26 protein-coding genes and 1 pseudogene are annotated in these 26148 nt (G+C 60.4%); 13 read left to right on the top strand and 14 right to left on the bottom strand.

From position 1 onward, the window contains the following. Positions 1–10 precede the first annotated feature (10 nt). Positions 11–268 (top strand): annotated as a pseudogene (locus tag CYD53_RS31015) (MarR family transcriptional regulator); the annotation flags it as partial. 21 nt (positions 269–289) lie between these two features. Here the strand turns inward: CYD53_RS31015 and CYD53_RS30740 are convergent. Next, a complete protein-coding gene (locus CYD53_RS30740; RefSeq protein WP_245928252.1) occupies positions 290–445 on the bottom strand; it encodes a hypothetical protein in 156 nt (51 codons plus the stop codon). Between the two features lie 128 nt (positions 446–573). Next, positions 574–1161 carry a CGNR zinc finger domain-containing protein gene (locus CYD53_RS15170; RefSeq protein WP_181011881.1) on the bottom strand — a complete coding sequence of 196 codons (588 nt, stop codon included), beginning with the start codon at positions 1159–1161 and terminating at the stop codon, positions 574–576. 201 nt (positions 1162–1362) lie between these two features. Between CYD53_RS15170 and CYD53_RS15165 the strand changes: the two genes are divergently transcribed. Both CYD53_RS15165 and CYD53_RS15160 read left to right on the top strand, forming a co-directional pair. Next, positions 1363–2277, top strand: coding sequence for an alpha/beta fold hydrolase (locus tag CYD53_RS15165; RefSeq protein ID WP_103719075.1), 915 nt, complete (start codon positions 1363–1365; stop codon positions 2275–2277). A 269-nt stretch (positions 2278–2546) separates the two neighbouring features. Beyond that, complete coding sequence (locus CYD53_RS15160; RefSeq protein WP_103718934.1) at positions 2547–3056, top strand: hypothetical protein; 510 nt, start codon at positions 2547–2549, stop codon at positions 3054–3056. A 451-nt stretch (positions 3057–3507) separates the two neighbouring features. Here the strand turns inward: CYD53_RS15160 and CYD53_RS15155 are convergent, their stop codons facing one another. Further along, on the bottom strand, positions 3508–3888 hold the full coding sequence (locus CYD53_RS15155) for a tautomerase family protein (RefSeq protein WP_103719074.1): 381 nt from the start codon (positions 3886–3888) through the stop codon (positions 3508–3510). A 93-nt stretch (positions 3889–3981) separates the two neighbouring features. Here CYD53_RS15155 and CYD53_RS15150 point away from each other — a divergent pair, with 93 nt between their 5' ends. After that, entirely contained in the window at positions 3982–4839 is an 858-nt protein-coding gene (locus tag CYD53_RS15150) for a LysR family transcriptional regulator (RefSeq protein WP_103718933.1), read from the top strand. A 110-nt stretch (positions 4840–4949) separates the two neighbouring features. On the opposite strand, the gene CYD53_RS15145 is transcribed toward CYD53_RS15150, so the two are convergent. From CYD53_RS15145 to CYD53_RS30320, 3 genes are all read right to left on the bottom strand, one after another. Beyond that, the gene (locus CYD53_RS15145; protein WP_181011880.1) at positions 4950–6869 is read right to left on the bottom strand and encodes a methyl-accepting chemotaxis protein; all 1920 of its coding nucleotides are present in this window, start codon (positions 6867–6869) and stop codon (positions 4950–4952) included. 699 nt (positions 6870–7568) lie between these two features. Continuing rightward, positions 7569–8180 carry a TetR/AcrR family transcriptional regulator gene (locus CYD53_RS15135; protein ID WP_103718931.1) on the bottom strand — a complete coding sequence of 204 codons (612 nt, stop codon included), beginning with the start codon at positions 8178–8180 and terminating at the stop codon, positions 7569–7571. 24 nt (positions 8181–8204) lie between these two features. After that, positions 8205–8375: a hypothetical protein gene (locus tag CYD53_RS30320; protein WP_181011879.1), complete on the bottom strand. Its 171-nt coding sequence runs from the start codon at positions 8373–8375 to the stop codon at positions 8205–8207. Positions 8376–8387: 12 nt separating this feature from the next. Here CYD53_RS30320 and CYD53_RS15130 point away from each other — a divergent pair, with 12 nt between their 5' ends. The 8 genes from CYD53_RS15130 (at position 8388) to CYD53_RS15095 (ending at position 18234) form a co-directional block, all read left to right on the top strand. Then, positions 8388–9359: a DMT family transporter gene (locus tag CYD53_RS15130; protein WP_103718930.1), complete on the top strand. Its 972-nt coding sequence runs from the start codon at positions 8388–8390 to the stop codon at positions 9357–9359. A gap of 10 nt (positions 9360–9369) precedes the next feature. Beyond that, entirely contained in the window at positions 9370–10074 is a 705-nt protein-coding gene (locus tag CYD53_RS15125; RefSeq protein WP_103718929.1) for a glutathione S-transferase family protein, read from the top strand. A 10-nt stretch (positions 10075–10084) separates the two neighbouring features. Then, the gene (locus CYD53_RS15120) at positions 10085–10888 is read left to right on the top strand and encodes an SDR family NAD(P)-dependent oxidoreductase (protein ID WP_103718928.1); all 804 of its coding nucleotides are present in this window, start codon (positions 10085–10087) and stop codon (positions 10886–10888) included. Positions 10889–10941: 53 nt separating this feature from the next. Beyond that, positions 10942–11637: a glutathione binding-like protein gene (locus CYD53_RS15115; protein ID WP_103719073.1), complete on the top strand. Its 696-nt coding sequence runs from the start codon at positions 10942–10944 to the stop codon at positions 11635–11637. Between the two features lie 198 nt (positions 11638–11835). Beyond that, positions 11836–12738 (top strand): CE1 family esterase, encoded by a 903-nt coding sequence (locus CYD53_RS15110; protein ID WP_181011878.1) that lies wholly within the window; start codon positions 11836–11838, stop codon positions 12736–12738. 72 nt (positions 12739–12810) lie between these two features. Further along, complete coding sequence (locus CYD53_RS15105; RefSeq protein WP_103718926.1) at positions 12811–14124, top strand: OpgC family protein; 1314 nt, start codon at positions 12811–12813, stop codon at positions 14122–14124. Positions 14125–14193: 69 nt separating this feature from the next. Beyond that, positions 14194–15579, top strand: a complete 1386-nt coding sequence (locus CYD53_RS15100; RefSeq protein WP_103718925.1) for a tetratricopeptide repeat protein — start codon at positions 14194–14196, stop codon at positions 15577–15579. Positions 15580–15693: 114 nt separating this feature from the next. Continuing rightward, complete coding sequence (locus CYD53_RS15095) at positions 15694–18234, top strand: hypothetical protein (protein WP_146055927.1); 2541 nt, start codon at positions 15694–15696, stop codon at positions 18232–18234. Between the two features lie 378 nt (positions 18235–18612). Here the strand turns inward: CYD53_RS15095 and CYD53_RS15090 are convergent, their stop codons facing one another. The 4 genes from CYD53_RS15090 to CYD53_RS15075 form a co-directional block, all read right to left on the bottom strand. Further along, complete coding sequence (locus tag CYD53_RS15090; protein ID WP_103718923.1) at positions 18613–19104, bottom strand: cupin domain-containing protein; 492 nt, start codon at positions 19102–19104, stop codon at positions 18613–18615. 222 nt (positions 19105–19326) lie between these two features. Continuing rightward, positions 19327–19821: a hypothetical protein gene (locus tag CYD53_RS15085; protein ID WP_103718922.1), complete on the bottom strand. Its 495-nt coding sequence runs from the start codon at positions 19819–19821 to the stop codon at positions 19327–19329. Positions 19822–19876: 55 nt separating this feature from the next. Next, positions 19877–21178 carry an NAD(P)/FAD-dependent oxidoreductase gene (locus CYD53_RS15080; protein ID WP_181011896.1) on the bottom strand — a complete coding sequence of 434 codons (1302 nt, stop codon included), beginning with the start codon at positions 21176–21178 and terminating at the stop codon, positions 19877–19879. A gap of 64 nt (positions 21179–21242) precedes the next feature. Then, on the bottom strand, positions 21243–22073 hold the full coding sequence (locus CYD53_RS15075) for a 3-hydroxybutyrate dehydrogenase (RefSeq protein WP_103718920.1): 831 nt from the start codon (positions 22071–22073) through the stop codon (positions 21243–21245). Positions 22074–22230: 157 nt separating this feature from the next. Here CYD53_RS15075 and CYD53_RS15070 point away from each other — a divergent pair, with 157 nt between their 5' ends. Next, entirely contained in the window at positions 22231–22887 is a 657-nt protein-coding gene (locus CYD53_RS15070) for a peroxiredoxin-like family protein (RefSeq protein ID WP_103718919.1), read from the top strand. Here CYD53_RS15070 and CYD53_RS15065 read toward each other — a convergent pair whose 3' ends face one another. From CYD53_RS15065 to CYD53_RS15050, 4 genes are all read right to left on the bottom strand, one after another. Next, positions 22888–23805 (bottom strand): LysR family transcriptional regulator, encoded by a 918-nt coding sequence (locus CYD53_RS15065; protein ID WP_181011877.1) that lies wholly within the window; start codon positions 23803–23805, stop codon positions 22888–22890. It abuts the gene before it with no gap. Positions 23806–23902: 97 nt separating this feature from the next. Continuing rightward, entirely contained in the window at positions 23903–25075 is a 1173-nt protein-coding gene (locus tag CYD53_RS15060) for an MFS transporter (protein WP_245928251.1), read from the bottom strand. Between the two features lie 29 nt (positions 25076–25104). Continuing rightward, positions 25105–25428, bottom strand: coding sequence for a hypothetical protein (locus tag CYD53_RS15055; RefSeq protein WP_103718916.1), 324 nt, complete (start codon positions 25426–25428; stop codon positions 25105–25107). 140 nt (positions 25429–25568) lie between these two features. Further along, positions 25569–26027 (bottom strand): DUF4440 domain-containing protein, encoded by a 459-nt coding sequence (locus tag CYD53_RS15050; RefSeq protein WP_181011876.1) that lies wholly within the window; start codon positions 26025–26027, stop codon positions 25569–25571. Between the last annotated feature and the right edge of the window lie 121 nt (positions 26028–26148).

The raw sequence follows: 26148 nt of genomic DNA, 5'->3' as shown, positions 1-26148 counted from the left end.
TAATCTCCGCATGAACGATCCCAAAAGAACCGCCAACCTGCTTGGTGCAGCAGTTCTGGCACTTCACGACGAAATGCGAGGCGCAGCTGAGCGCATTGCGGGGCGTTCAGGCGAGTCTCCGGCCGCACTGGTAGCTCTTGGTCACCAACCAGGCCTTTCGAATGAAGCCTTGCGCCGCCTCCTCGCGCTATCCCATCCCGGCTCCGTTCGACTTATTGACCGACTAGTCGAAGATGGCCTCGTCGAACGGCGACAGTGTTCGAAAGATGGACGCGCAGTTGCCTTATATCTAACGGCCGCAGGAGCGCGCACCCGCCATGGCATTCTCGCCGAGCGAGAAACTGTGGTTCTCGGGCTCGTCGAGCAATTGAGCTCCAAGGATCAGGTTGGGTTGACGCGCGCTCTGGAAGAACTTCTTCGCGCCGTTTCGCGCGATGATGAGCACAAGTTACGCATCTGCCGACTGTGCGATGGAGACGCATGCGTGGACTGCCCGCTCCATGTCTCAGTGTCCGACTACCGTTCACCCGCTCACTCGGAGTAGCCTACAGACAGCCCATTTCGGCATTCTGGCTAACCCTTTGCCGCCTTTCGCGATCTAAATCGAGCCACTTTATCACGATTGCCACAAACGCTCATCGTGCACCACCGGCGTGTGTTGTTCTTGCCTGCATCATAAAAAACCATTGAGCAGGTCGGACTGGAGCAATGCTTCAGCCGCGCCGGTTCAAAGTCGCATACGAACCGGGAAAAATCCTCCGCGACATAACCCGCTGGGTCCGCAGCAATCACCTCAACTACCTTCACTCCCCCTTGGCTACGCGTCAGGCAGAGGGAGACATGAACGTGACGCAACAGAGCGTTGATTTGAGCAATTGTAGCGTCCGAGACAGGCTCACCAGCCCGCAGCACTTCAAATTCTGACCGCAACGTTCGACGCAAGGCTCGAAGTGCATCTTCGCTCTCGGCCGTAGCGGAGAACTCCAAGCCTGCCGCAGCGATCCATGCCGCAAGGCCATCGGGCGTGCCGATCAGATCGATCGTCCGCTGAGCCGCGTCTAGTGGCGTCGTATTGAGTAGGTCGATCCAGAGCCGGCCTCCGACAAATGGCATCCCGTCCCTAAATTCCTCTCCCTTGGGTGCCGTGTCTTTGCCTGCCATTGGGCGTGGTCGCCGGTCTGCGGACATTTCGGGCCTCGTTCGCGACGATCACATTTTCGTAACCTGACAAATATCTCTTTACAGGTTTCATATCAAGAGATACCACTCAAAATCACTTTCAAAGGTTACATAGGTTTTCTCATGACCCACCCCACCCGCCGTGGCGTTCTAACCGCGGCCGCAATCATAGGAACTCAAATCATGCCGCTTCCCGAAGCCGTCGCCGCGGCGCCAGCGGTCGCAGCCGCCAAGGTTCTTTCAAAAACCGTAAAGGTGAACGGCCTGGACATCGCCTATAGAGAGGCTGGCCCGAAGGACGGTCCGGTTGTGCTGCTCCTGCACGGATTCCCTTCCTCTTCGCATATGTTCCGCAACCTGATCCCTCAGCTCGCGTCAAACTACCGCGTTATCGCCCCCGACTATCCCGGCTTTGGCAACAGCTCGGCCCCTTCACTTCGCGAGTTCCCGTACACGTTTGCGGCCCTGGCAGATATCGTGGATGGCTTCACCGACGCGGTGGGCGCCAAATCGTATGTCCTGTTCATGCAGGATTACGGGGGGCCGATCGGGTTCCGGCTCGCCATCAAGCATCCCGACAAGGTCAAAGCGCTGATCATCCAGAACGCCGTCGCGAATGTCGACGGCTGGAACCCCGACGTGGTCAAGCAGTTTGCCCCGTTCTGGCAGAAGCGAAACAGCGAGACCGAGGCGCCTGTCAGGGCCATGCTCACGCCAGAGACGACAAAGTTCCAGTACGTGCATGGGTCAACGCGCGCGGAGCGGCTCTCACCGGATGCGTGGATCCATGACCAGGCAAACCTGGATCGTCCAGGGAACGCCGAACTTCAGGTGGAGATGCTGTTCAACTACCAGGACAATGTCGCTCAGTACCCTGCCTGGCAGGAGTACCTCAAGCGGCGGCAGCCCAAAACGCTCATCGTGTGGGGCAAGAACGACCCGTTCTTCAGGCTCGAAGGCGTCGAGTTCTTCAAGGCTCAACTGCCTAAGGCAGAGGTGCATCTTTACGACGCCGGCCACTTCGCGCTCGAAACACATTTGGACGAGATCGCGTCCGCTTCGCTGGACTTCCTGAATAGGTTGCCCAAGGGCAACTGATTGAGTTGTATCGTCGGGTTAAGAGCGTGACCTGACGATACGATAGGCCGGAGCAGAGCCCCCCTTGCTCCGGCCACTATCGTCTAAACGCGACCAGATCACTTAAGCTGTTGACGCTTTGTGACCGCCTGCTCGATGCAGCTTGGCGAAGAACGCCAGTAAGAAATCCCCTGAGCATCAGCTGCCACATCTTCAAAGAGTCCACTACTTCACAATACCAAGGCGAAGAACCGGCGCCGCCCTCCGAAGACAAGGTGACAATATATAGAATGATCAGCTTTCCGATTGTCATCGCGTCGCTTGTACTTGCCTATTTTCTGGCAGTCGACATCATCGCCGTCACGGGCGATCAGATTCATCACGGGCAAGACGGAATCCTATGCGATGACGATGCCCAGGAAATCGTTGGTCACGACGGGGTGCCAGCGAAATTCTCGGCGCTCGACGTCGAATGCGAAGCAGCACGAGACAGAGCAATCACGCGCCTATCGAGCGCAGTAAAGATCCCGTATATCGCAGTCGGAACCGCCGCTGTTTCGACAATCTTGGCACTACTTACCGACCACGCTCGTGCCGACGACGGTGATCTGCAGCGCGCCCTCTTTGATGCGAGGTGTGTGAATGCGAAGCTCAAGGCGCTGCCGCCGATTGGCAGAGCCTTGCTCTACGAAGCCGAATGCGCCGGCAAGCCGCCCAAAGTCATCCAGATCATCTGCACCGGAGGCCACTGCTTCACCGATTATCGTGGCGCCGCACGGGACGAGTTGAACGACGATTGAGCCATCCCAAGCCCACCGCCTAAGCAATAAGCCATGAAGGCGACCCAATCTTTGCCTTACATCCCAGAAGGCTGGCCTTTGCGAGCGAACCGGTCAGCAATCCACTCCCCGGCTTGGCCCAGTTCCTTGAACTTGGCATGCGACGCCGCAGGCGCGGCCGCCTCCGACTCCGCCTTGGAACCCAAGTCGCCCGCGCACTCTTCGTTGGCCGTCCAAACCATTGCACAATCGGATTCGCATGAACGTGGACGTGCTTTGCCAGCTCCGTCGACGAGTTCTCGCATTTTGCGCCGCTGGCCCCAGCGTCAACTCGAAGATCACACAGCGGTTCGGGCGTGCCCGCTCCTGATCACAGCCGTCATGCTGCGCTCAGTCAGGAATCCACCTATTCTTGCTGCAGAGATTTTCAGAACCTGTTCTCTCGCTGACCATGGTGCTCAGTCAGGTCTTCTCAAGCGTACTGCGCGAGGCCGTTGCCAAGTGACCAGTTCTCTTTCACGACCTCGACGAGGCTCACGAACACGTCTTCAGGTCGGATTCCAGGGCTCTTGCCCAGCAGCTCCGCGATCCGATGGAAAAGCGCCTTCTTCTGTTCCACTGTGCGTGTGTTGTTCGCTGTGATCTGGATGTACACCAAATCGTCGCTCCGGGCGATGCCAAGATATGATCTTCCGTAGCGAAAAGTGGCAACGTCATGCTCGCTAATGGTCATGAACTGGTCATCTTCCGGAACGCTGAACGTTTCATGCATGGCGCGGTAGATGTTGTCAAATATCGATTGCCGATAAGACTCCGATTTTCCTGTGCGCATTGAGATATGTACGAGTGGCATTGCGGATCCTTTCTGTTCCAGGTGGATTAACATTACATCCTGAGCGATATTTTGATACGCTATGGAAATTGATATCAGTGATAAGGCCCGGAAATGATCAACCGACCTCTCGACTTGGATGCTGTCCAGGCATTCATCCACATCGCCGAGCTAGGCAGCTTCACACACGCAGCTGACGCTATGCGAACAACTCAGGCTGCGGTCAGCTTGAAGCTAAAACGGCTCGAAGAGAGGCTCGGCTGCCGGCTCGTCGAACGGACGCCCCGGTACGTCCAGCTCTCGGCGCAGGGCGCAGCCTTCCTGGAACACGCTCGTGAGCTCTTGGAGGTCCACGATCGCGCGCTCACCGTATTTGCCGGGGCCCGGCAGCGCCTCACCATCGGCATCAGCGACCATGTCGCTGGGCCGGAGCTCCCTGCGCTGATCGCGCGCATGAACGCGCAAGATCCACAATTGTTAATCGAAATCCGGATCGGATCATCGGGCGACTTGCTTCAAAGCTTTGATCGGCGGGAGCTCGATACGGTGATCGTCCGCCTGCACGCTGGGCGGAGCGACGGCGAAATTCTAACCGAAGAAAAATTCGGCTGGTTCGCAGCACCCAGCTGGCAGCATCGCGCTGACGAGCCACTTCCGCTTGCCACTCTTGCCGAACCCTGCGGCGTGCGTGTGATGGCCGGGCAGCTCCTCGACGCGGCAGGCATATCCTGGACCGAAATTTTCGTCGGCGGCGGCGTTACGGCAGTCGCCGCGGCTGTCACGGCAGGACTCGGCGTTGCGGCATTGGCCGCGCGAATGCTGCCATTTGGAGCGGTTGACGTAGGCCCCAAGCTTGGGCTGCCTGATTTGCCTCGTTTGCCAGTTCTGCTTCACTCCAGAGTCAAGGACGGCCGGCCGCGCGATGCGCTCTCCGCGCTTTCGGCGGCATTCAGGAGTGCGGTGCGAGGCTAGCCAGCTTTTCCAGCGAGGTATTCATAGCTGTTTCCGCGGCTGAAGCTGGATTAATGAGCTCGCGCCCTAGGGCAATCAACGTAAGGGCCCATGCAAACCGGCGACACCGCCTATTCTGTCAAATTGGCGGATATCGCAAATTCTCCCGTAGAAAATCGCTGCATTTTTTCGGCCAATTCGGTGGCCGAAGACAGAAGATTACTCGCAACAGCGGCGTTAGCCTCAGAAGAGGCCATATTTTTCTGCTTAATTTCGTCAAGGCTTCTTACGGAGTTACCAATTTGATTCACCGCATTCGCCTGCTCATTTGCAGCGTCTGCGATATCAATGACGACACCGTTCATCGACTGAACGATTGAGGCTATCCCCGTAAGAGCTGTCGCAGCCTGTCGTACTTTATCGCTGCTCTCTCCTACCTGCACCTGCGTGTCGGCGGCCATAACACGCACTGATCGCGAAGCCTCGGCAACCTGGATCGCAAGACGGCGGATCTCTGCCGCTACCACGGCAAATCCCTTGCCGTGCTCGCCTGCACGAGCAGCTTCGACCGACGCATTCAGTGCTAGCAAATTCGTCTGAAGAGCGATCGAGTTGATTACGCCGGCAACCTCTCCAACACGCTGTGAAGAGGCCTCTATCGTGGCCATAGCTGCAAGAGCATCGGAAGCCAGCCGGGATCCAGCACTCGCGCTGTGAGACGCAGTTTGTGCTGTTTCAACCAGGCCCTGCGCGGCATCTGCGGTAGCAGCTACACCGCTTGCGAAGGCCGTTACCGCCAAATTTAGTTGCTCTATCGTGACAGCCTGGCTCTCCGAGCGTTCGGCAATATCTTCCGCCAAACGCTTGATTTCGCCCGCCCTCGTGGCTGTTTTCTCGGATGTCGCCTTAGCTTCTTGAATCGTGGCGCCAAGATCACGCATCGCCGCGTCCAGGCCGCATGCGACGGTCGCGTACCGCCCCTCGAACGCAGCATTGAATCGCTGGCTGAGATCTCCGGACGCGAGACCGGTCGCACAACGGTAGAGTTCATCCAGGAATTCTCCTGTGCTCTGGCAAACCTGGTTCAAGCCATCGACGATCATGGACAGCTCTCCTAACCCGGCCGCCGCCTTGGCTCTGTCTCCAAACTCGCCTCGTGAAGCGCTGGAAACGACGGCCTGGACGGAGCGAGCCGCTGCAGCAATGGCCATTGATCGCTGCTCATCAGTTTGGCGTGCCAGCTTATTCTCTACCTCCAAGTTCTGACGCTCGACGAGCGCAGCTTCCAGTATCTTGAACGACGCAGCCATATCAGCAATTTCTTTGATCCCGCTGTTGGCGGGAACCTCTTGCCCAAACTCATTTCGAGACAAACGAATGATTGCTCGATTTAATGTAGCAAGCGGCCCCAACAATCGAACAACAACCATCAGGCCACCCGCGACCATCAAGCCGATCATTGCTGCGGCAATTGTAATCAGTTGGATTGTACTGCTAGCGGCGGTCGCCTCCAGACGGTCGCTCTCCTGCATGATTCGGGCACTCATCACGCTTAGAAGCTTGGTAGCCTGCGGGCCAATTTCTCTAAATGCTCTCGCCTCAGATCCGTAGTAATTTTCCCGTGCGGCGTCCAATTTTCCGGCAGCTATCAGTTCGGCAGTCTTCGAATACGAACTGTGATAGGATTCAAATCGCTTGGTCGCGATTTCCACCTCGGCCATGACGGCAGGCGGAAAAAAAGCCGACAGGGCCGCGAGCTCGGACCAAATTGACTTACTATCGGCTTCGAACTTTCGAACGGCAGCGATGTCGAATTCATCGCCATGCAACGCGAAGCCGAGATACTCGCGGATGGCTCCCAGGCCATTTACGACGCTGAAGACTTGCGACGGCGGTGTTGAAGCTTCCCAAACCGCATCGCGCGCTCCCGCTATCAATAGAGAGTGGCTGCGCTGCACGATGACGCCCGCGGCGATAACCATGCCGAGGATGACGGCGAACAGCGCCAGCATCTCCGTCTTAAGCGAGTGGTGTTGGCGCAACAGGGACATCTGATATCCAATTTTCGATCGACGTTCAGCGAACACGCCCCAGTCACCCGAGCACATTCGGATTTCCTCGTTTTAGATCGATCGTTTTAAAAAAGCCTTATCCCGCAGGCCGAAGGCAATTCCTCGAAAAAATCGCGGACGACCTTGATGCACGACGGGGCCGCCTGGATTCCTTGAAGCGGCTCAGTTCGAGCGCAGGGCCGCTTATGCAGCGAAGGACTGCAGCCCCCCGACAGGCCAATTGTTTGCGAAAACATTCAGCGTCGCAGCCCAAAAGCGTATAGCCACGACTTCCGTCCCGTCGGGCATGACATGATGGCTGTTCCCGCACATCCGGGCTGAGCCACCCACGACACTGGAAGCACGCTCACATGTGCTCCTAGCGTGTAAGGAGGTTGGTTCGTTTTCGTATGAATGGGGCAGCAAGAATAACAATTGGCAGCATGGCCACCCATGCCAACAGCATGAACGAAGCCAAAAAGCCAAAAAGTGAGCGTCACTTAGAGCTGAGGCGCTGGCGATTGCAGTCGCGATTCCGGAGGTCAACCCTGATTGAATCACTCCGAAAACAAAATGGCTGTAATGCCGTGGAACTCCCGGCGTTCTACAATCCTGCCTTTGCTTTCTGTTTGTCCGCACACAACGGTCGGTGCAGCACAAGCGTTTCAATCGCGAAGGATCCAAGAGACACGATTTCGACTAACTGCCAACGCGTTCAGATCGATCTTCAGTTCTGTTAAAAATGGTGAACGCCGTCCGTACTATACCTTCAAGTAGCGCCCGTTCGGGGCGTACTCGCGCGAGCACTCTAACTCCCATCAGAACGCCGAGAAGATGTTGGGCGACGTCAGTGGCTGGCACTGAACGTGTGATTGTCCCTTCAATTTGCCCGGCTTCGACAGCCCGGAGAAAGAAGCTCTCAATCTGACGCAGAACGCCCGCGACGATACCTTGGAATCGAGGGTCCTGTGGCAAAACGTCGAGTGCCGCATTAACCAGCATGCAGCCTCGGCGCTGAGGATCTCCAAGCGACCGTTCCAATATCTCTGCAAAAAAGCCCTCGATCGCCTGGCGCGGCCCCTGGCCCTCGCACCGCAAGATACGATCGGCAACGCTAGTATCCACGTACAGCGCCAGGGCTTTTTCGTACAAAGACCGCTTGTCGCCAAATGCGTTGTAAAGGCTGGCGCCCGTGATTCCCATGCTTGCAGCAAGATCTCGTACCGAGGTCGCCTCGTAGCCGCGCGACCAGAAGCACTGGATCGCCGCATCGAGCGCCTCAGCTTCGTCAAACTCTCTTGGTCTCGCCATCCCAGCTTCCATTGACTCGCCGATTCAAGACACCTTGCCATAACCGCCTGCTTTGTGCATTTTAGATCGACTGATATAAAATGCAACGACAAGGCCTTTGCGCTTGATCCGAACCATTCCCATCAACGGCCTGATTCCACGGTTCACAGAAGCCGTTGCCGCAAACTCAGATGGAATGCGGGCGATCTTCAACATGTACAAATTGCCATGACGCCTGCACCGAGCGCCAACTGCCGACCAGATCGACTCGCTTCAGCCGCGCCCGAGCTAAGCCTGGCGTGGAAACGAGCCGAAGGGCTTATCTGGGCCTGCGCATCGCTGTTGATCTTTTCCGGTTGGTTCGTCGTAACCAGGTTTAGCGTGACCCGGAACCTTCAGATCTGGGATATCACGGCCTTACGTTTCGGTGTCGGAGCACTGCTATTTGCGCCAGTACTGCTGCGCCACAAGTCTCGTTTACCTCCGGCCGCATGGCGTGAAGGATTTCTGTTTGCCCTTCTATGGGGCGCTCCGTTTGTCTTGTTGGTAGCTCTGGGGCTTCAACTCACATCGGCCGCTCAAGCTGCGTCGATCGCCCCAACTTTGATGCCCGTTTTTGCTGGATTGTTCGCATGGCTGTTTCTGCGTGAGAGTCAGGGCCTGAGACGATGGCTCGGATACGCGACCATCTGCATCGGGTTGGCTGGCCTGGTTGCATCTGGAGCAGCTCTTAGAGGGTCGACCAATATCGGCGGACTCCTCGCACTCGTCGTGGCTGCGGCGATGTGGGCCTCCTACACTCTGCGTTTCCGTAAGAGCGGGCTCACCGCGATACAGTCAGCCGCGGTGATTTGCGTTTGGTCGTCGGCCATTTTCGTGCCTGCCTACCTGCTTCTCGGCCTCAGTCATTTCAGGTTCGCGTCGGCGAGCGAGATTGCTTTTCAGATCGCCTATCAGGGCATTCTGATGAGCGGCGTCGCCATCGTCACGTTCAACCGCTCAGTCGAGCAACTCGGCGCCGCTGCAGCAACATCAATCATCGCGCTGTTGCCGGCGGTCGCATCCGGGCTCGCCATCCCCGTCCTCGGCGAGATCCCAACTGCAGCAGAGGCAGCCGCCATCCTTGTCATCGTTGCTGGCGCTCTGCTGTCTGCAAGGCCCGCCTCTGCTGCAGCCGTACACGCGCCCCCTTCAATCTAAGGAGAACCGAATGATCCGCTTCTACTATCACCCAACACCGAACCCGGCGAAAATCGCGCTGTTCCTCGAGGAGGCAGGCTTGCCTTACGAGACGATTCCGATCGACACGAGCAAGGGCGAGCAGCACACCGACAGCTTTCGTGCCATCAACCCGAACGGCAAAGTGCCTGCCATCGTCGATACAGAGGGACTGGGAGGAAAGGAGACGCGGGTCTTCGACTCGACCGCAATCCTCATCTACCTCGCAGAAAAGACGGGACGCTTTCTCGGAGCCTCGGAGGATCGTGCGGAGCTCCTTTCATGGCTGCTGTTCGTCGCCTCAGGCGTTGGTCCCTTTTCAGGGCAGGCGGTTCATTTCCAGCACGCAGCCCCCGAGAAGCTGCCTTATGCCGTCAACCGCTACCGGCGCGAGGTTGAGCGTCACTACAAGGTGCTGGATGAGCATTTGGCTGGCCGAGAGCACATTGTAGGAACGGATTTCACAATTGCGGACATCTCCGCATGGGGTTGGCTAGGCCGCGCGCCGAGAGTTCTTGCCAATGCTGACAATCCCCTGGCGCCGTTCCCCAATATCAAGCGCTGGTTCGACGCCATCGAAGCCCGTCCGGCAGTCGCTCGCGCGCGTGCAGTCGGGAAGGAGCACGAGTTCAAAACCGTGAGCGACGAAGAGTCAAAGCGCGCACTCTTTCCTTCCAACTACCCTCCTGCTGCTTGAGAGCGAGACCATGAAGATCGAAGGTAAGCGCGTCCTGATCACAGGCGGTTCGAGCGGTATAGGGCTGGCTACCGCGCGTGCTCTCCACGCAAAGGAAGCTCGGCTAGTCGTCACTGGTCGTCAGCCCGAAAAGTTGGCGGATGCCCTGAGAGCGCTGGCCGGTGGTGATGCCATATTTGGCGTCGCCGCGGACGTTGCCACCGCAGAGGGGCGAGAAGCAACGCTTGAACACTCGATCGAGAGGCTCGGCGGACTGGACATCCTCATAAACAATGCGGGGGGTGTTCGAGCCGGCCGGATCGAGGACACGTCGGAGGCCGACATACTGGCGATGGTCGCAGTCGATCTCGTCGCACCAATTCTTTTGACAAGGGCGGCGCTTCCTGTGCTGCGCGCCAGCGGCGATGCCATGGTTGTCAATATCGCCTCCGGCCTCGCCCTTGTCGGCGCCCCTTTCTATGCGACTTATGCCGGGGTGAAGGCGGGGCTTTCTCGCTTCGGAGAGTCACTCCGGCGCGAGCTGAAGGGTGAAGGTATCCATGTCCTGACGGCCTACCCTGGCGGAACCGATACCCCAATGATGGCTTCGAACCGCGCAGGCCCAGAGCTCGGGTTTGCACGCGAGCCCGCCTCTGCAGTTGCAGAAGCAATTGTTGAAGCGATCGAAATGGACGCCCTTGAGATGATCCGCGGAGGCGAGGCGCGGGCAGCGATGATCGCGCTCAATCGCGACGACCCGCGAGGGATAGACGAACGCTTTTTGAGTCTGAAATCAGCTCTCGAAGAAGCGGTCAGAGATCATTCGGCGCTTTGATTAATACAAAATAGTCTCTTCCCCGGAAGTTAGCCCAAAATCGGATGCACGTCATGATTGATCTATACTATTGGCCGACGCCGAATGGCCATAAGATTACGATGTTCCTCGAAGAGGCGGAGCTAGATTACACTATTCACCCTGTCGACATCAGCGCCGGAGACCAATTCAAGCCCGATTTTCTGGCATTCTCACCCAACAATCGGATGCCGGCAATCATTGATCGCCAGGCGGCCGACGGCGGTGATCCCATCACCGTTTTCGAGTCAGGAGCCATTCTGCTTTATCTGGCCGAGAAGACCGGGCGCTTCCTTCCATCCGACCTCCGCGGTCGCAAAACTGCAACAGAATGGCTGTTCTGGCAGATGGGTGGGCTTGGTCCGATGGCGGGACAAAATCATCATTTCGGCGTCTACGCGCCTGAGAAGATTCCGTATGCCATCAATCGTTACGTCAACGAGACCAACCGTCTTTACGGTGTGCTCGATCGAAGGCTGGCGGGCCGCGCCTTCATCGCCAATGACGACTACACGATCGCGGACATGGCCTGTTATCCTTGGATCGTACCGTGGAAGCGCCAGCAGCAGAATCTCGAAGAATTCCCCAACCTTCGCCGGTGGTTCGATAATGTGCGCGAACGTCCAGGCACCGTTCGCGCTTATGCGAAGGGCGAACCGCTCGCTGCACGGCCGACCGTGACCGAAGAAGGTAAGAAAATTCTATTTGGGCAGACCGCCAACCGCAATTGATGCATCCGAGGCTGCTCAATTAGGTCTCCAATGCCTCGCTGTACTCTCATGCGGTGAAGGGTCACCAGGCCTTCGCGCGCTCCTTCTCACGCGGGTGCGTGCGCCCCAAACTTGGGCACGTCACAAAGGCAACACGCCACCCGGTGCCTTCGGCATCGACCAGTTGGCGTCTGCGACAATTTCGACATGAGGGCGGACATGGCAGTACGATGGCAAAGCTCACTACGGGTTGCGATCGCAGTGGCCAGCCTGCTTCAGGCTGGCCATCCGCGGGCGGAGGAGCCGCGGAAGGTGGAGGCGGTCTCGGACTCTTGTCCGGCAAACGGTTGCCAGGTCGAGAGCGGAAAGTATCGCATTATCTTGCCTGCGCGGGCTTCCAAGGAGCATCGCAGCGGCGCGATCATGTTCTTTCACGGCTGGCAAGGGTCCGCTGAAGAGACGATTTCCGACCAATCACTTGCAGCGGCAGCTGAGCGCTTGGGTGTCGCACTAATCGCCCCGGACGGTATGGGGCGGACCTGGTCATACCCCGGTTCACCAGGACATTATCGAGACGAGTTCGCCTTCGTCGCACAAGTACTCGATGACGTTGAAAGGCGCTTTCCCATCGACCCCAGCAAAATCATGGCCAGTGGCTTCTCGCAGGGCGGCTCGATGGTCTGGTATCTGGCTTGTCGGATGCCGTCGCGCTTTGCGGGCTTCGCCCCAGTCGCGGGCTCATTTTGGGAACCGCTTCCGCAGCAATGCGCAGGTCCTCGACCCAACCTGATCCATATCCATGGTACAGGCGATACGACTGTACCGCTGGCAGGACGGTCGATCGGCTCCAGATACAGGCAAGGTGATCTCTTCCGTAGCCTCGCTGTATTCGCGCCCGGAGACTGCACGGCCTCGTGGGCTACAGCATCTCGGGAAGCGGCCTTGTCGGACAAAATGGCATGCTGGCAGGCCACAACTTGCTCCGGGAGTGCTCGACTGGAGCTTTGCCTTCACCCCGGCGGGCATTTTGTCGATCCGACATGGATTGAGCGGGCATGGCATCTCGCCATCCCTCAGCAATCTCCGGCCACTGCGGCGGGCGCCCAGCTCACGTTGCCGTGAGGCTGTAACCACCGCCCCACTCAACACGATCTCTCTCGCAGAACCGTTCATACCGAACACCAAAGAGCGATCATGTCCCAACAGCAAACAGCCGGCCACCGCGCAGAAGATGCGGGTGTCGGCACCCTATCGACCGCTGCCATCCGGCAGTCGAGCCACCATCAAGCGCCGGGCTGGAATGCCCTCGCTGTTGAATTGCCGCCTAAGCACTCCAAGCGCCAGCGCGATGAGCGGCTCGATTTCTTCCGCGGACTGACGATGCTGATCATCTTCGTCGCGCATCTGCCAGAGAACAGCTGGAATGCATACATTCCAGCTCGGTTTGGTTTCTCCTCAGGGGCCGAGGTCTTTGTTTTCTGTTCCGGCCTAGCTAGCGCTCTTGCGTTCGGCAGCGTTTTCGTCCGTCGCGGATTGGCACTGGGTACGGCACGCATCCTGCTGCGTATGTGGCAGGTCTATTGGGCGCAATTGGGCGTGGTTCTAGCCTTGATTGCTCTGGCCGCCTTGCTCGACCGCACTTTTGGTCTCGCCGAACTCCCCTCGCAGTTCGCTCCTCTGATTAAGGACCCGGAACGTGCGCTGCTCGGGCTCGCCACTCTTACGTGGCAGCCTGACTACCTCGACATCCTGCCGATGTACCTGGTGATCTTGGCGCTAGTGCCGGTTGCGATGGCACTGCATCGACTCCATTCCTCGCTGCCTTTTGTGATGACGATCCTTCTCTATGGATTGGTATGGACAGCGGATTTCAATTTGCCTGGCAATCCTTGGAATGGATCTGGCTGGTTCCTGAACCCCTTCGCTTGGCAGCTCATATTCTTCATCGGCTTTTTTTTCGGCATGCGGTGGCTGCCAGTTCCAAAGCTCGGTGACAGGTCGACATTGCTGGCGGCGGGCCTGGTTTTGCTGGTGTCATTGCCTCTTTCCTTCTGGGGCATCTTAGACAATTGGCCTGCCGCGCAGGCCCTTCGCGACTTGATCGTTCCCGCCAGCGAGAAAAGTAACCTGCATGCGCTGCGCGTGCTGCACTTTCTCGCCTTAGCCTATGTGATGTTGAGTCTCGTCGAGGGTTGGCGTCACAGGCTCGATGAAGGTTTAGGGCACGTCTTCATCCTAATTGGCCGGCAGTCGCTCGCCACTTTCCTCGCCAGCGTTGTGTTGGCTCGATTGGCTGGCACCGTCGCCGGGCTCATTGGACGGAGCGAGCTGAATGTCGCTCTGCTCAATCTGATCGGGTTTTCTGCAATCTTCGGGACTGCGATCCTGGTCGGCTGGTTCAAAAGCGCACCTTGGGCCGGCGCCATACCTCGGGCCGAGCCGGCGCGCAATGAAGAGCAGATCGCCGCACACATTCGAGCTCTGTCACGCGTCCGTGAAGCAAGTTGAACCGCGTTTGATCGCTCTGTTGCGAACTCCCCTTTGAGCGCCCATCCGGCCTCCGAAATGGAGCAACTTATGTATCACGACCTCTCCGGCGACCGCATCACCGTTGCGAACGACGCAGCACGTCTTGCCTGGAATGACACGCTCGAAGCCCTGCTGGCCCATGCTGCCGCGACCCCGGAACATCTGGCCCGCACGCTGAAGGCTGATCCGGAATTTGCCTTGGCCCATGCAGCCAAAGGATTGATGCTGCTGTCACTCGCGCGGTCGGAGTTGCTCGGCTCTGCGCGCGAATGCCTCGCAGCGGCACAGGCCGCCATCGCAGTTCGGCCTGTTACGCGGCGCGAGCATATGGTTGTCGAGGCACTGGCGCTGTGGCTCTCCGACGCACCGCGTCAAGCCGCGCACAGACTTGAATCGATCCTGGACGAGCACCGTTTCGATGTGCTCGCGCTCAAGCTCTCACATGGTCTGCGCTTCATGTTAGGCGATCAGAACGAGATGCTCGCAAGCTTGCGCCGCGTTGCGCCCGGCTTCGGAGAGACCCATCCCCTCACTGGCTATGTCAACGGCTGCTACGCCTTCGCACTGGAGGAGCAGGGCTTCTACGCCGAGGCCGAGCGCGCCGGCCGTCGAGCAGTCGCCCTGAGCCCGCGAGATGCATGGGGGCGGCATGCCGTCGCTCATGTGCTGGAGATGACCGGCCGTACGGAAGAAGGCGTCGCTTGGCTGAGCGACGACCGCAACTGGGCCCACGCCAACAACCTACGCTTTCACATTGTTTGGCATCTGGCACTGTTTCAGCTCGAGCAAGGCAAGATCGCGGAAGTGCTTCGGCTCTATGATGAAGACATCCGCCGCGAGCAGACAGACGACTACCGCGATATCGCGAACGGGGCTTCGCTGCTTGCGCGATTGGAGTATGCCGGTGCTGATGTCGGGACACGCTGGGACGAGCTCGCCGCTCGTGCAGAGGGCCGCATTCACGACGGACGGCTAGTGTTCGCCGATCTTCACTACGCCCTGTCGCTGCTCGGTGCCGGCCACACCGATAGCGCGGAGACCATCGCCTGCAGCCTTGTCCAGGACGGCCAATTTCACCCGAGCGGGGAACGGCGCGATGCTGCGCGCAATGGCGCAATGGCGGCTTTTGGCCTCATCGCCTTCCGAGATGGCGACTATGACGAGGCATCACGCCTCCTTGGAGCCGCGAGAAAGGGACTTATGACAGTCGGCGGCAGTCATGCCCAACGCGACCTGTTCGAGCAGGCCTACATCGAGAGTCTGATCCGCTCCGGCAGTCATGAGCTCGCCACCCAGATTCTCCGTGAGCGCGTTGCTCAGCGCGGCGGTTCAAATTTCTTCGCTGCAAAGCGGCTCGCGATGCTGCGAAATCGATCGGCTGGGCGGGCCGCGGCACTCGTCGTCGCTGCAACGCCGCTTGCCATAGCACATTGACCTCAAGCCACCTGACCGGGACGGTGCAGTAACGAGCACCCGTCCTTGGACTCCGCGTCAGCGCTCTTAAACGCCAATGCCTCGGGCCTAGGCGACGGACTTAAGCAATCCCAGGTGGACTTGCTCAAGCCGATTTCTGTCGGAGATCTCTTGACTAACTTTGCTGGAACGAGCTCGGGCTACCGCCCGGCGGCGGTAGCCTTTGTGCTGACTTGGATTGCGCTCTGCTGGCCTTGGCTTTCAGGGCAGTGGACGATCCCTTTCGATGCCAAGGCACATTTCCAGGCCCAGATTCAATTCCTGGCGCAGGCGCTTCATTCTCAACAATCGCCATTCTGGACGCCCAGCGTGTTCGGCGGTTCGCCTCAAATCGCGGATCCCCAGTCGCTTATCTTTTCGCCCGCGATCTTGCTCGCACTGTTGAGTCCTTCTCCCAGCTTTCGAGAAGTTGATGCGTACATCCTCCTGCACCTGCTGGCTGGTGGGCTCGCCTTGCTCATGCACTTCCGAGATCGCAAGTGGCACCCGGCAGGTGGCGTGCTTGCTGCCATTGTCTTCGCCTTTGGAGCGTCAGCCTCATGGCGCGTTCAACACGTCGGTCAAATCGCCAGCCTCTCATATTTCGCGATTGCCTTCTGGCTCACCAGCCGAATGCTGCTGCGGAATTCAACAATCAACGGTGTCCTTGCAGGCTGCGCTGCGAGCCAGATGGTGATCGAGCCAGACCAGGTCGCCTTGCTAGGCTCCTACGTCCTGATTGCCATGGTGTTGGCTCATTGGATGTCTGGCGGTTGGCTTGCGATCCGATCCAGTTTTGTTCCCATCATGGCCGGTGGCCTTGCTGGGAGCCTGATCATCTCGCTTCCATTACTATGGACATGGCTCTTCGCAGAAGCTTCGACGCGCCCTGAGGTCGACTTCGTCGAAGCGGCCCACGGATCCCTTCATCCCGCGTCGCTCCTGACCGCTTTCGTGGCAGACCTTTTCGGTGCACGCGATCCAAGCGTCCAATTTTGGGGACCGGCCAGTGCCTCCTGGAAAGACAAAGGTATCTATCTGTCTCAGAATATGGGGCAGATCTATCTGGGCGCCTTACCCATGCTGCTGATAATTGCGCCGGGGCTGACGCGCGGTTGGGTTTGGGACAAACCGGTCCGGTCAACGACGACCCTGTTGGTCTTCATGGTGCTCTTCGCGCTCGGTTGGTACACGCCATTCTTCCAAGCATTCTATGATTATCTGCCGGGCGTGAAGGTCTTCCGCCGGCCAGCTGATGCGACCTTTCTGTTTGGTGCGCTCGGTGCCGTGGTCTCAGGTTACGTATTGCACCGACTGCTCACGACAGAGAAAATGGGCTCGCACAAACGCGACCTTTTAGTATCTGCTTGTTTAGTCGGCGCTGCAGTAGCGCTTGGCTTGGTGATATCGTCGGATAAAGGTCATCTGACCGACGCCTGGTGGCCTTCGATATCAGCTGTTTCGTGGTTCGGCGCGTCGATTTTGCTCATCGGCATCATGTTGCGCTGGCGCACGACAACTGCCCCACTCGTCTCTGTGCTGGCTGTCGCAAGCGTTGTCGGTGCCGATCTCGGCAGCAACAACGGTATCAATGAATCGACTGCGTTGCCGCCGAAACTCTACGATGTCCTGCGGACGGAAACGCGAAACGAGACTGTCCGCAAGTTAAAGCAACTCTTATCACAGCCGATCGGATCACCGCGACGCGACAGGGTTGAGCTTCTGGGCTTGGGCTTCGAGTGGCCCAACGCCGGCTTGGTTCACGGCTTTGATCACACGCTAGGCTACAATCCGCTGCGGCTTGCTGACTTCTCAGAGGCCGTCGGAACTCAGGACACGATCGCCGAGCCAAATCAGCGCAAGTTTACACCGCTATTCCCCTCCTATCGCTGTCGTCTCGCCGATCTGCTGGGGCTTCGCTACATAGCTTCGCCGGTTCCAATCACACAGATTGACGGAGCACTTCGCGAAGGCGACCTCAAACTCGTGGCGCGAACCCAGGAGGGCTACATCTACGAGAACCCTCGCGCGCTGCCACGAGTTCAGTTCGTCGGAGGTTGGCAACTAGCAGATTTCGACGGCATGAAGGCAACAGGGCGTTGGCCCGACGTCGATCCGCATCAGGTCGTTCTGCTCGAAGCCGAACCTCAAGGCGCGCCGCCAGAGGAGGCGCTAGCGGCGCGTGCAGGCGTGACGCTCTCGCGTTACGAGAACACCGAAGTCGAAATCGACGTTACTGCGACCCAAGCCGGCTTCATTGTGCTGAATGACATCTGGCATCCTTGGTGGCGGGCCGAGGTTGATGGCGTCGAGACGCAAATCCTGAAGGCGAACGTGCTCTTTCGCGCCGTACAGGTTCCTGTTGGATCCCACAAAATCAAATTCAGCTTCCGGCCCGTCGAGGGTGCGCTCGCTGAACTGCGGGATCGCGTCTTCCCGCAAGAGGCTGATGAGGGCGTTCCGCTAAAACCAGAGATCCTAGAACAGATCATAGCCGATGGCCCTTCTGGGCGAATTCCCTTGTCATTGCCCGGGCTTTCATCGGCTGCCCGCGACGCTTTGAATTTGGGTAAATCCGATCGCTTTGTCGAACCGCGCCCACAATCGTCGGCAACCGGTACGGCGAAAGCTTGGTGAGGGACAAAACCTGCATAAGCGCTTGCGATTTAGCGCCGACAGAATTCGAATTCGCTTCGTGTGAGCCCCAAAGACTGAGGTTACAAGTCTCCAGCAACGCGTCGCAGTTGGCCCCTGCTATGATATCTGCAGGTTCGCAAACGGTTTGGCGACGGCACGGATTCTGTCGAAGTACGACAACGCTCTCTATTCGGCATCGCCGCGCAGTATGCGCGGCGTGCTGGTCATGAACGGACAGCTGCGATGTTACGGCTGGCCCGACATCGCGAACACGACCGCAGCTCCCAGGTAGAACGCCTGCGGGTGACAGCAACCGCGAGGCTGACCTGGGTCGATTGGCCAATATCCAGCCTTGCAATCGATCCGCGTAGCGCCGCGTCACATGTCGGGATCGTCGAGCATATCGGGCGGCACGACGTCAGACGAGGTCAGGACGACCGGCTGATTGGTCTTGTTCTCCCACCAATGAGCGTGGCCCTTGCCAAACTCAGGCGTCCAGTCGCCTTCGCGATGCAGGATCGGCACAGAGCAGAAGGCGCTGTGCTCGATGATCTCACCCTTGACGACGTAGACGATCGAGGGCCGGTCGTCGTGCTGGTGCGTCGGCACGATGCCACCGACTGCCACTGTCAGCCGGCGCGTGCGCAGGCGCAGATCGCCGACGCCGCGCCAGCCCGTCAGGTTCACGATCGAGAGCGTCTCGCGCTTGATCCCGACATCCGGTGCCTCCTCGATCTTGCGCGGCATGGTCAGCACCTTGTCCGTCGGACAGGTGCCAGCATCGGCTCCGGCCGTGGCGAGGAGGACGGCGGCGAGGCTCAACAAAGCCACGGCGTTTCGTCGGGCGGACAGGATGGTCGGGATCGACATGACAATCTCCTTGTTGGTGTCGCCACGCCGGGATCGGCATGGCCGCAACCGGAAAATCGGCTTTCGGAGAGGTATTTAGAAATGCCATCTGTCTCCCGTTTCGATAGCGCGCGGCTATCTGCGGCTCGAGACAGGTCAGGGCCGAGACGAGACAAGCCCTCCCGCGCTGGGCGCGGAAGGGTTAGTTCAGCTCGTCGATTGTGGCAGCAAGGCCGCTGCAGCTCAGCCCCGCTGGGCTTGCAGCGCCTGGAAGACAGTGGCGAGCACAAAGCCAAAGATCGCGTGGCCTATCAGGCTCATCAGCGAGAGGAGGTTGTTGTCGCCGATCAGCAGGAAGGGCCGCCCCGCCAGCGGCGCGAAGAAGCCGAGTGCGATGAAATAGGTGATGACGCCCCAGATCCAGCCATCGGTCGGGTGGCCGAAGCTCCGGATTCGCGTGAGCAGCCAATAGCCGAGCGGATAGAACAGGAAGCCGGTGAGGAAATGCAGCGCCTTGGCCCAGACATCGGGCACTGTGACGGCGAGTTGGTGCTGGAACAGCGACTTGATCAGTGCGGGCGGTTCCAGCGGGAAGCCGGCCAGCAGAGCGGTCGGCCAATTGGCCCAGATCTCGTAAAAGCCGGTCGCCGCGAAGCCGGCGAGCGCGAGGTTCCAAAGCGAGCGGGCAGAGGGAACCAGCCCGGCGTCGATGGCTTCGATGCTGTTCGTCATGGTCATGGCGATGGTCCTTTCTGAAGGAGGATGTAAGTGGCGAAACGGCAGGAATGAGCGGTCAGGCCGCGTCCTGCTGTCGGATTGGAATATCGGGCGCCCGGGCGCGGGCGATTTCCTGACCGGTGATCAGACGCGCCCCGCGCTCCCAGGTCAGGTAGGACCAAAGCCAGCTCGTCGCGACGCTGAAGCGGTTGCGGAAGCCAATGAGGAACCAGACATGCGCGGCCGACCACAGCAGCCAGCCGGCGCCTCCGGTGAGCCGGATGCGGCCGAGATCGACCACTGCGGATTTCCGGCCGATCGTCGCCATGGCGCCTTTGTCGCGATAGCGGAACGGCTTGGGCTCGCGCGTGCTGGCGAGGCGCGCCGCGATCAGCTTGCCGACCCAGGCTCCGGCCTGCTTTGCTGCGGGCGCAACGCCGGGTAGAGCCTTGCCGCCCTCATCGACGCAGGCGGCGGTGTCGCCGATCACGAAGATGTCCGGTTCCCCGGCCGTCGTGAAGTCCGGGCCGACCTTGACGCGGCCGGCCCGGTCCGTTTCGGCTCCGAGCCAGCGCCCGGCGGCTGACGCCTTGACGCCGGCAGCCCAGATGATCGTCGCCGCGGGCAGGACTCGACCACTGATCGTTACGGTATGGGCCGTCACCTCCGTGACCGGTTGTGCCAGGCGCAGCGTCACACCCATTTCTTCGAGCGATTGCGCCGCCGCCTGCGCCAGATTCTCGCGGAAGCTCGGCAGGATGCGAGGTCCGGCCTCGATCAGCACGACGGTCATGTCGCCCGGAGCGATGGAGCGGAAGTCGCGCGTCACGGATTTGCGCGCCAGTTCCGCGATCGACCCGGCGAGCTCGACGCCGGTCGGGCCAGCGCCGATCACCACGAAAGTCAGCAGGGCCCGACGTGCGGCTGGGTCAGTCTCGAGTTCCGCCCGCTCGAAGGCGAGCAGGATGCGGGCGCGCAGCCGGGTCGCGTCGTCGAGTGTCTTGATCCCTGGTGCAAACGGCGCCCAGTCATCACGGCCGAAATAGCTGTGGCGGGCGCCGGTTGCCAGCACGAGGTAGTCGAACGGCACGGCGCGCCGCCCTTCCGTCAGAACGACGCGCTTCTCGCGGTCGATGCCAGTGACCTTGTCGAGCATGACATGGGCATTGGCCTGTCGGCGCAGCACCGAACGGATCGGTGCCGAAATGTCGGCCGGCGACAGCGCGGCAGTCGCGACCTGATAGAGCAGCGGTTGAAAGAGGTGGAAGTTGCGTCGGTCGATCACGGTAATGTCGGCATGCGCCTCCGCCAAGGCCTGAGCGGCGGCGAGCCCGCCGAAGCCTGCACCGACGATCACGATGTTCTTCCGCTTAGCGATAGGAGCGATCAGAGGAGCCATGGCTGTGCCTGTTGACTTCAAGGACGGGGAGGCCACGCGTCGTTCAATGCGCCGTCCAGCCGCCATCGACGGGCAGGGCCGTGCCGGTGATCGAGGCGCCGTTCGCAGATGCGAGGAAAGCGGCGAGTGCGCCGATCTCTTCGACCGTGGCGAAGCGCTTGTTCGGCTGCTGTGCGAGCAGGACGTCGCGAACGACCTGGTCGCGCGGAATGCCGTGGGCCGCCGCCTGCTCGTCGATCTGCCTTTCGACCAGCGGCGTCCAGACATAGCCGGGGCAGATGGCGTTGGCGGTGACGCCGAACTCGGCCGCCTCGAGTGCCACCGTCTTCGTGAAGCCGATCAGTCCGTGCTTGGCGGCGACATAGGCCGCCTTGAAGGGCGAGGCGACGAGTCCGTGTGCGGAGGCGATATTGATGATGCGGCCGTAGCCGTTCTCTTTCATCGCGCCGAGCACAAGTCGCGTCGCGTGGAAGGCGGCTGACAGGTTCAATGCCAGGATCGCGTCCCACTTGTCCCCTGGGAATTCCTCGACCGGGGCGACATGCTGGATGCCGGCATTGTTGACGAGGATATCGACCTGCCCAAAGGCGTTGACCGCACCGTCGATCAGCCGAGCGACGCCGGCCGACTCCATCAGGTTGCTGTTGTCGTAGCGGACATCGACGCGGAACTGCTCAGCGAGCCGGCGGCGGGTCTTGTCGATCTCCTTGGCCTCGCCCAGCCCGTTGATCACGAGCCGCGCGCCCGCCTTGGCGAGCGCTCTTGCGACACCGAGGCCGATCCCGCTGGTGGACCCGGTCACGACCGCGACCTTGCCGACGAGCGCGCAACTGACGGGGGCTTCATGGGTGATGGGCGCAGCTTGCATGTTCATCGTGCGGCTCCTGCGGTTCGGATTGTGTCAGGTGACACAGGGACCATGCCGGGCAGGCGCCGCCGGAGGAAATGCCGGCTTGCTCTCGCATCGATAGGCTGCGGCTATGGTGATTTGGATTGCGTAGACGGCTGTCGCGATGCAGCCTTGAGAGACCATGAACGCACGCCCGCTTTCCCAACGCCTGTCCGAGATCAGCGGCCGCCACGCCCGCGAGCGGCAGCATGTGGCCAGCGCCTATGAGCGGATGATTGCAGGCCTCGTCGCCCGCGGCGTCGCCGCCGGCGCGGTCAGCGTCGGCGACATCATCCCGCCCTTCGCCTTGCCCAATGCGGAAGGGCGTTTCGTCCATTCGGCCGATCTTCTATCGTCAGGGCCGCTGGTGATCAGCTTCTATCGCGGCTCCTGGTGCTTCTATTGCGAGAGCGAACTGACGGCGCTGCGCGATGCGCAGGCCGACATCGTCGCGGCCGGCGGCCGGTTGGTTGCGGTCTCGGCCGAGGCAGGTGGCAGGACAGCCGCGACCAAGCGCGATTTCAAGCTGCCCTTTGATGTGCTGTGCGACATCGATCTTGGCTTGTCGCTGAGCTTCGGCCTGGTCTTCCCGGTGGATGACGAAGTGCGCAGAATCTATGGCGAGATCGGTTTCGATCTCGCCCGCTTCAACGGCAATGACTCCTGGTTCCTGCCGATCCCCGCCACCTATGTCGTCGGCACCGACGGCAGGGTTGTCGCCGCCCATGTCGATCCGGATTTCCGTCGGCGCATGGAGCCTGCCGACATAGTGGCGACACTTCTCACCCTCAAGCGCTGATCAGGCTGCAGCCGTCGCCGGCCCGGCCTGCCGGGCGTCATTGATCGCCCATTCGCGCGTGCGCGCCAACCGTAGGCAAGCCTCGGTCGCACTGGTGAACGGCCGGCCGGCGACGACGGCGACAGCGACGTTGCGGGCATTCTCCGCCTCGACCAGATCGCGCGCGACGAGGCCGCCGATCAGCGGCATGTTCGCTGGCAGGAAGCCGAAGCCGAAGCCCGCCTCGACCAGTCGCTGCAACTGCTCGGCGCCGTGGACGCGATGGCGGTAGCGCAGGTTGATATCGGCCGAGGCGCAAAAAGCCTTGAAACGCTCAATGTCGGGACAGTCGATCTGGTCGATCATTTCGGATCCCGCAAGCTCTGCCAGAGACAGAGCTGGCAGAGCTGCCAGCCGGTGTCCGGCGGGCAGGATCAGACGGTAGGTCTCGCGAAACAGAATCCAGCTGCGCATCCGGTCGGGCAGTTCATGCGCGTCACTGACGAAGACGAGGTCGAAGGCACCATCGAGCGCTCGCGCCACCAGATCCTTGTAGGGCAGCTGCGCCAATGTCAGCTCGAAACCGTTGACGCAGGATTTCAGGCCCTCCAGCAGGCCGATCAACGCCGTCGTCGAAATCGTTTCGCTGAGGCCGATCCGCAGCGGAGCCATCTCGCCCTTGCTGACTCCGCGCGCCAGGCTTTTTGCGGCCTGCGCGGCTGCGAAGGTGCGCTCCAGATGCGGCAGCATCAGCCGGCCGAGTTCAGTCAGATGTGTGTGCTGGCGCTCACGGTGCAGGAGCAGGCCGCCGAGCTCCTCTTCCAGCTTCTGGACCGCGCGCGTCAGCGAAGGTTGGGCGACATTGCACTGCTCGGCCGCGCGCGTAAAATTGAGCGTGCGCGCCACGGCAAGGAAATAGCGAATCTGGTGCATTTCCATGAACGTGTCCCCGCCATGATTCCGCCTGCCGCTGAATTCGCGCATAGGGCAGTCCATGCGCGGAGCGTCTCGATGCCGAAGGTCGAACAAACCTGATCTAAGTGGCCCGCAGCCGCAGCGCGAAGAGCGCCGCAAGCGCCAGCGCCAGGCCGATTACTGACACACAGGCTCCCCAACCGACGCGATCGAAAATCTGACCGAGCACAGCGCTTCCTGCAAGGCCTCCGCTAAAATAGCTTGCGAGATAGAGTCCGCTTGCGGCGCCTCGATCGGACGTGGCCGCACGCCCGACGAGGCCAGTCGCGATCGCCTGCGCGGCAAAGGTGCCGATGGCGACGAGCACGAGGCCGGTCAGTACAGCGGCCAAGTTGGGCACGACCAACAGTGACAAGCCGGTTCCGGCGAGTGCCAGCGAAAGGCAGATCGCTCCGACAGAGCCGACGCGGCGTACAAGCAGCCCGATGGTGAGTGTTGTGACGATCGACGGCGCGAAGACGAAATAGACATATCCGATCTGCATCATGCCGAGCGAAAGCGGGGTCCTTGCCAGCACGAAGTTGACATAAGTAAAGGTGCCGATGAAGGCGAACAGGATGAGGAAGCCGATCGCGAAACTGGCGCGCAGCGCAGGATTCGCCAGATGCGTCCCGAGAGCCTCCATCGCTGAACCTGCCGCCGGCGCGGCGTTCACCATGCGCGGCGTCCGGCCTATCGAGGCCTGCGCTATCGCGGCGCCGACAAGATTAAGGCCGGCGAAGGTATAAAAGGCGGCGTTCAGCCCGAAATGATCGGCGATGGCTGCCGACAGCAGCCGTCCGACGAGATTGCTCGCGACATTGCCGGCAATATAGGCAGCGAAAGCGGCCGCGCTGTCCTGCGCGCTGTAATACTCGCCGAGATAGGCCAGCATCAGCGTGAAGGCGCAGGCCATGAACAGGCCCTGGACGACGCGCAACGCCGCAAACGCCCCGAGATCGGATGCCGTGGCCAGGAGTGCGGTCGGCACAGCCAGCATTGCGAGGCTGAGGGTGATCCCGAACCGTCGGTCGAGACGCCGGCTCAAGAACGATGTCGCCAGGCTCGCGACCGCCATGCCGATCGTGCTGGCATTGACCGCAAGTCCCATCGCCGCCGGGCTGACGCCGAAACGCTGGGTCAGCGAGGGCAGCACGGCCTGCATCGCAAAAAGATCGACCAACGTCAGGAACGCCATCGTCGCGATCACGGCAGCACGATGAAATCCGCCTTCGCTGGTCGACGGGGCGGACATCGTGACGCTCGTCACGGAAACGCGGCGGATCATGGCGTCGCGCTGTCTTCGATAGTGCGGGAGGCGCGCCGCGTCGGCGCGGTGAGCTGCTGCTCGAGAGCCCCGACTTGGGTACCTGGCGCGGCGTCCGCGACCGCCTCCCCCGGCTCTGACAGTTCGACCAGCCAACAGACGCCCGGCTGCCAGCCGTGGCGTCGCACCAGTTCATTGGTCAGCACCGCCGGCCCGCTAGCGGGCTTGTTCGCGGGGCAAGCCATAACGGCCGTAACCGCGATCAGGTCTGCCAATGCGATCAGCCCCAGAACGACGAAGCTCATCGGCCAGTTCAGTCTGATCTCGATTGGGCCACCCATGATTCGCCTCTCTTGTCTCGAAGGGTTGGACGCGGGAGCGCCACTGGGCTGAAGATCGCCGCTCGCACGCACCGGCGGAAATGCCGGTTGGCTTGAATTTCGATAGCTGTTCGCTATGCAATGTGCGCCGGCCGTGCGGCTCAGTTGGGGTTTTCCTCGGTGGTGTAGAGCGCAGCCACCCGCCAGCCGTCCGGCGTCCTGATGCAGAGCACGTTGACCAGGAAGGCGATGGTCTTCGGGTTGCTGCGCGGTCCCAGTGTCAGGCGCAGCGGCTGGTAGAGCACAGCGCTGACCGGGCTGACCTCGACGACCCTGGCACGCGTGCGGTCAGGCATGACGCTCCAGATTTCGGCCTTCTGGAAGGCGCTCATCCGCGCGATCAGCGCATCGCGCCCCCAGAACGGCTTGCCGTCGCTGATCCAGACGAAGCTGGGCGAATCCCACAAGGCATTGCGTACACGCGGCAGATCGCGCGCGTTCTGGGCACTGACGAAGTGCTCGTAGAGCGCCTTGATCTCGGTCTCGGTCTGCGTCTCGGCTTGGGCGAGCCCGGTCAGGCCGAGCGCCAGCATGGCAACGGAAGCCAGTTGTCTGATCATGATCCTCTCCTCGAAGGCGGATGCGGATGCGCCAGGCGCAATTCGTGGCGCCGAAGCTCGCAAGGAGTATCCGGCCATGCCCTGCTTCAGGACCAATGCCGACGGGCTCTGCGTTCGATGC

This window comes from Allobosea psychrotolerans (assembly GCF_002917105.1).
GTDB lineage: Bacteria > Pseudomonadota > Alphaproteobacteria > Rhizobiales > Beijerinckiaceae > Allobosea > Allobosea psychrotolerans.
This window is presented reverse-complemented; position numbering and strand designations above follow the sequence as displayed.

Bases quoted from the DNA above. Each gene is read 5' to 3' on its own strand.
- CYD53_RS15170 (WP_181011881.1), bottom strand. From the start codon at position 1,161: ATGGCAGGCAAAGACACGGCACCCAAGGGAGAGGAATTTAGGGACGGG.
- CYD53_RS15165 (WP_103719075.1), top strand. From the start codon at position 1,363: ATGCCGCTTCCCGAAGCCGTCGCCGCGGCGCCAGCGGTCGCAGCCGCC.
- CYD53_RS15160 (WP_103718934.1), top strand. From the start codon at position 2,547: ATGATCAGCTTTCCGATTGTCATCGCGTCGCTTGTACTTGCCTATTTT.
- CYD53_RS15155 (WP_103719074.1), bottom strand. From the start codon at position 3,888: ATGCCACTCGTACATATCTCAATGCGCACAGGAAAATCGGAGTCTTAT.
- CYD53_RS15150 (WP_103718933.1), top strand. From the start codon at position 3,982: ATGATCAACCGACCTCTCGACTTGGATGCTGTCCAGGCATTCATCCAC.
- CYD53_RS15145 (WP_181011880.1), bottom strand. From the start codon at position 6,869: ATGTCCCTGTTGCGCCAACACCACTCGCTTAAGACGGAGATGCTGGCG.
- CYD53_RS15135 (WP_103718931.1), bottom strand. From the start codon at position 8,180: ATGGCGAGACCAAGAGAGTTTGACGAAGCTGAGGCGCTCGATGCGGCG.
- CYD53_RS30320 (WP_181011879.1), bottom strand. From the start codon at position 8,375: ATGTTGAAGATCGCCCGCATTCCATCTGAGTTTGCGGCAACGGCTTCT.
- CYD53_RS15130 (WP_103718930.1), top strand. From the start codon at position 8,388: ATGACGCCTGCACCGAGCGCCAACTGCCGACCAGATCGACTCGCTTCA.
- CYD53_RS15125 (WP_103718929.1), top strand. From the start codon at position 9,370: ATGATCCGCTTCTACTATCACCCAACACCGAACCCGGCGAAAATCGCG.
- CYD53_RS15120 (WP_103718928.1), top strand. From the start codon at position 10,085: ATGAAGATCGAAGGTAAGCGCGTCCTGATCACAGGCGGTTCGAGCGGT.
- CYD53_RS15115 (WP_103719073.1), top strand. From the start codon at position 10,942: ATGATTGATCTATACTATTGGCCGACGCCGAATGGCCATAAGATTACG.
- CYD53_RS15110 (WP_181011878.1), top strand. From the start codon at position 11,836: ATGGCAGTACGATGGCAAAGCTCACTACGGGTTGCGATCGCAGTGGCC.
- CYD53_RS15105 (WP_103718926.1), top strand. From the start codon at position 12,811: ATGTCCCAACAGCAAACAGCCGGCCACCGCGCAGAAGATGCGGGTGTC.
- CYD53_RS15100 (WP_103718925.1), top strand. From the start codon at position 14,194: ATGTATCACGACCTCTCCGGCGACCGCATCACCGTTGCGAACGACGCA.
- CYD53_RS15090 (WP_103718923.1), bottom strand. From the start codon at position 19,104: ATGTCGATCCCGACCATCCTGTCCGCCCGACGAAACGCCGTGGCTTTG.
- CYD53_RS15085 (WP_103718922.1), bottom strand. From the start codon at position 19,821: ATGACCATGACGAACAGCATCGAAGCCATCGACGCCGGGCTGGTTCCC.
- CYD53_RS15075 (WP_103718920.1), bottom strand. From the start codon at position 22,073: ATGAACATGCAAGCTGCGCCCATCACCCATGAAGCCCCCGTCAGTTGC.
- CYD53_RS15070 (WP_103718919.1), top strand. From the start codon at position 22,231: ATGAACGCACGCCCGCTTTCCCAACGCCTGTCCGAGATCAGCGGCCGC.
- CYD53_RS15065 (WP_181011877.1), bottom strand. From the start codon at position 23,805: ATGGAAATGCACCAGATTCGCTATTTCCTTGCCGTGGCGCGCACGCTC.
- CYD53_RS15060 (WP_245928251.1), bottom strand. From the start codon at position 25,075: ATGTCCGCCCCGTCGACCAGCGAAGGCGGATTTCATCGTGCTGCCGTG.
- CYD53_RS15055 (WP_103718916.1), bottom strand. From the start codon at position 25,428: ATGGGTGGCCCAATCGAGATCAGACTGAACTGGCCGATGAGCTTCGTC.
- CYD53_RS15050 (WP_181011876.1), bottom strand. From the start codon at position 26,027: ATGATCAGACAACTGGCTTCCGTTGCCATGCTGGCGCTCGGCCTGACC.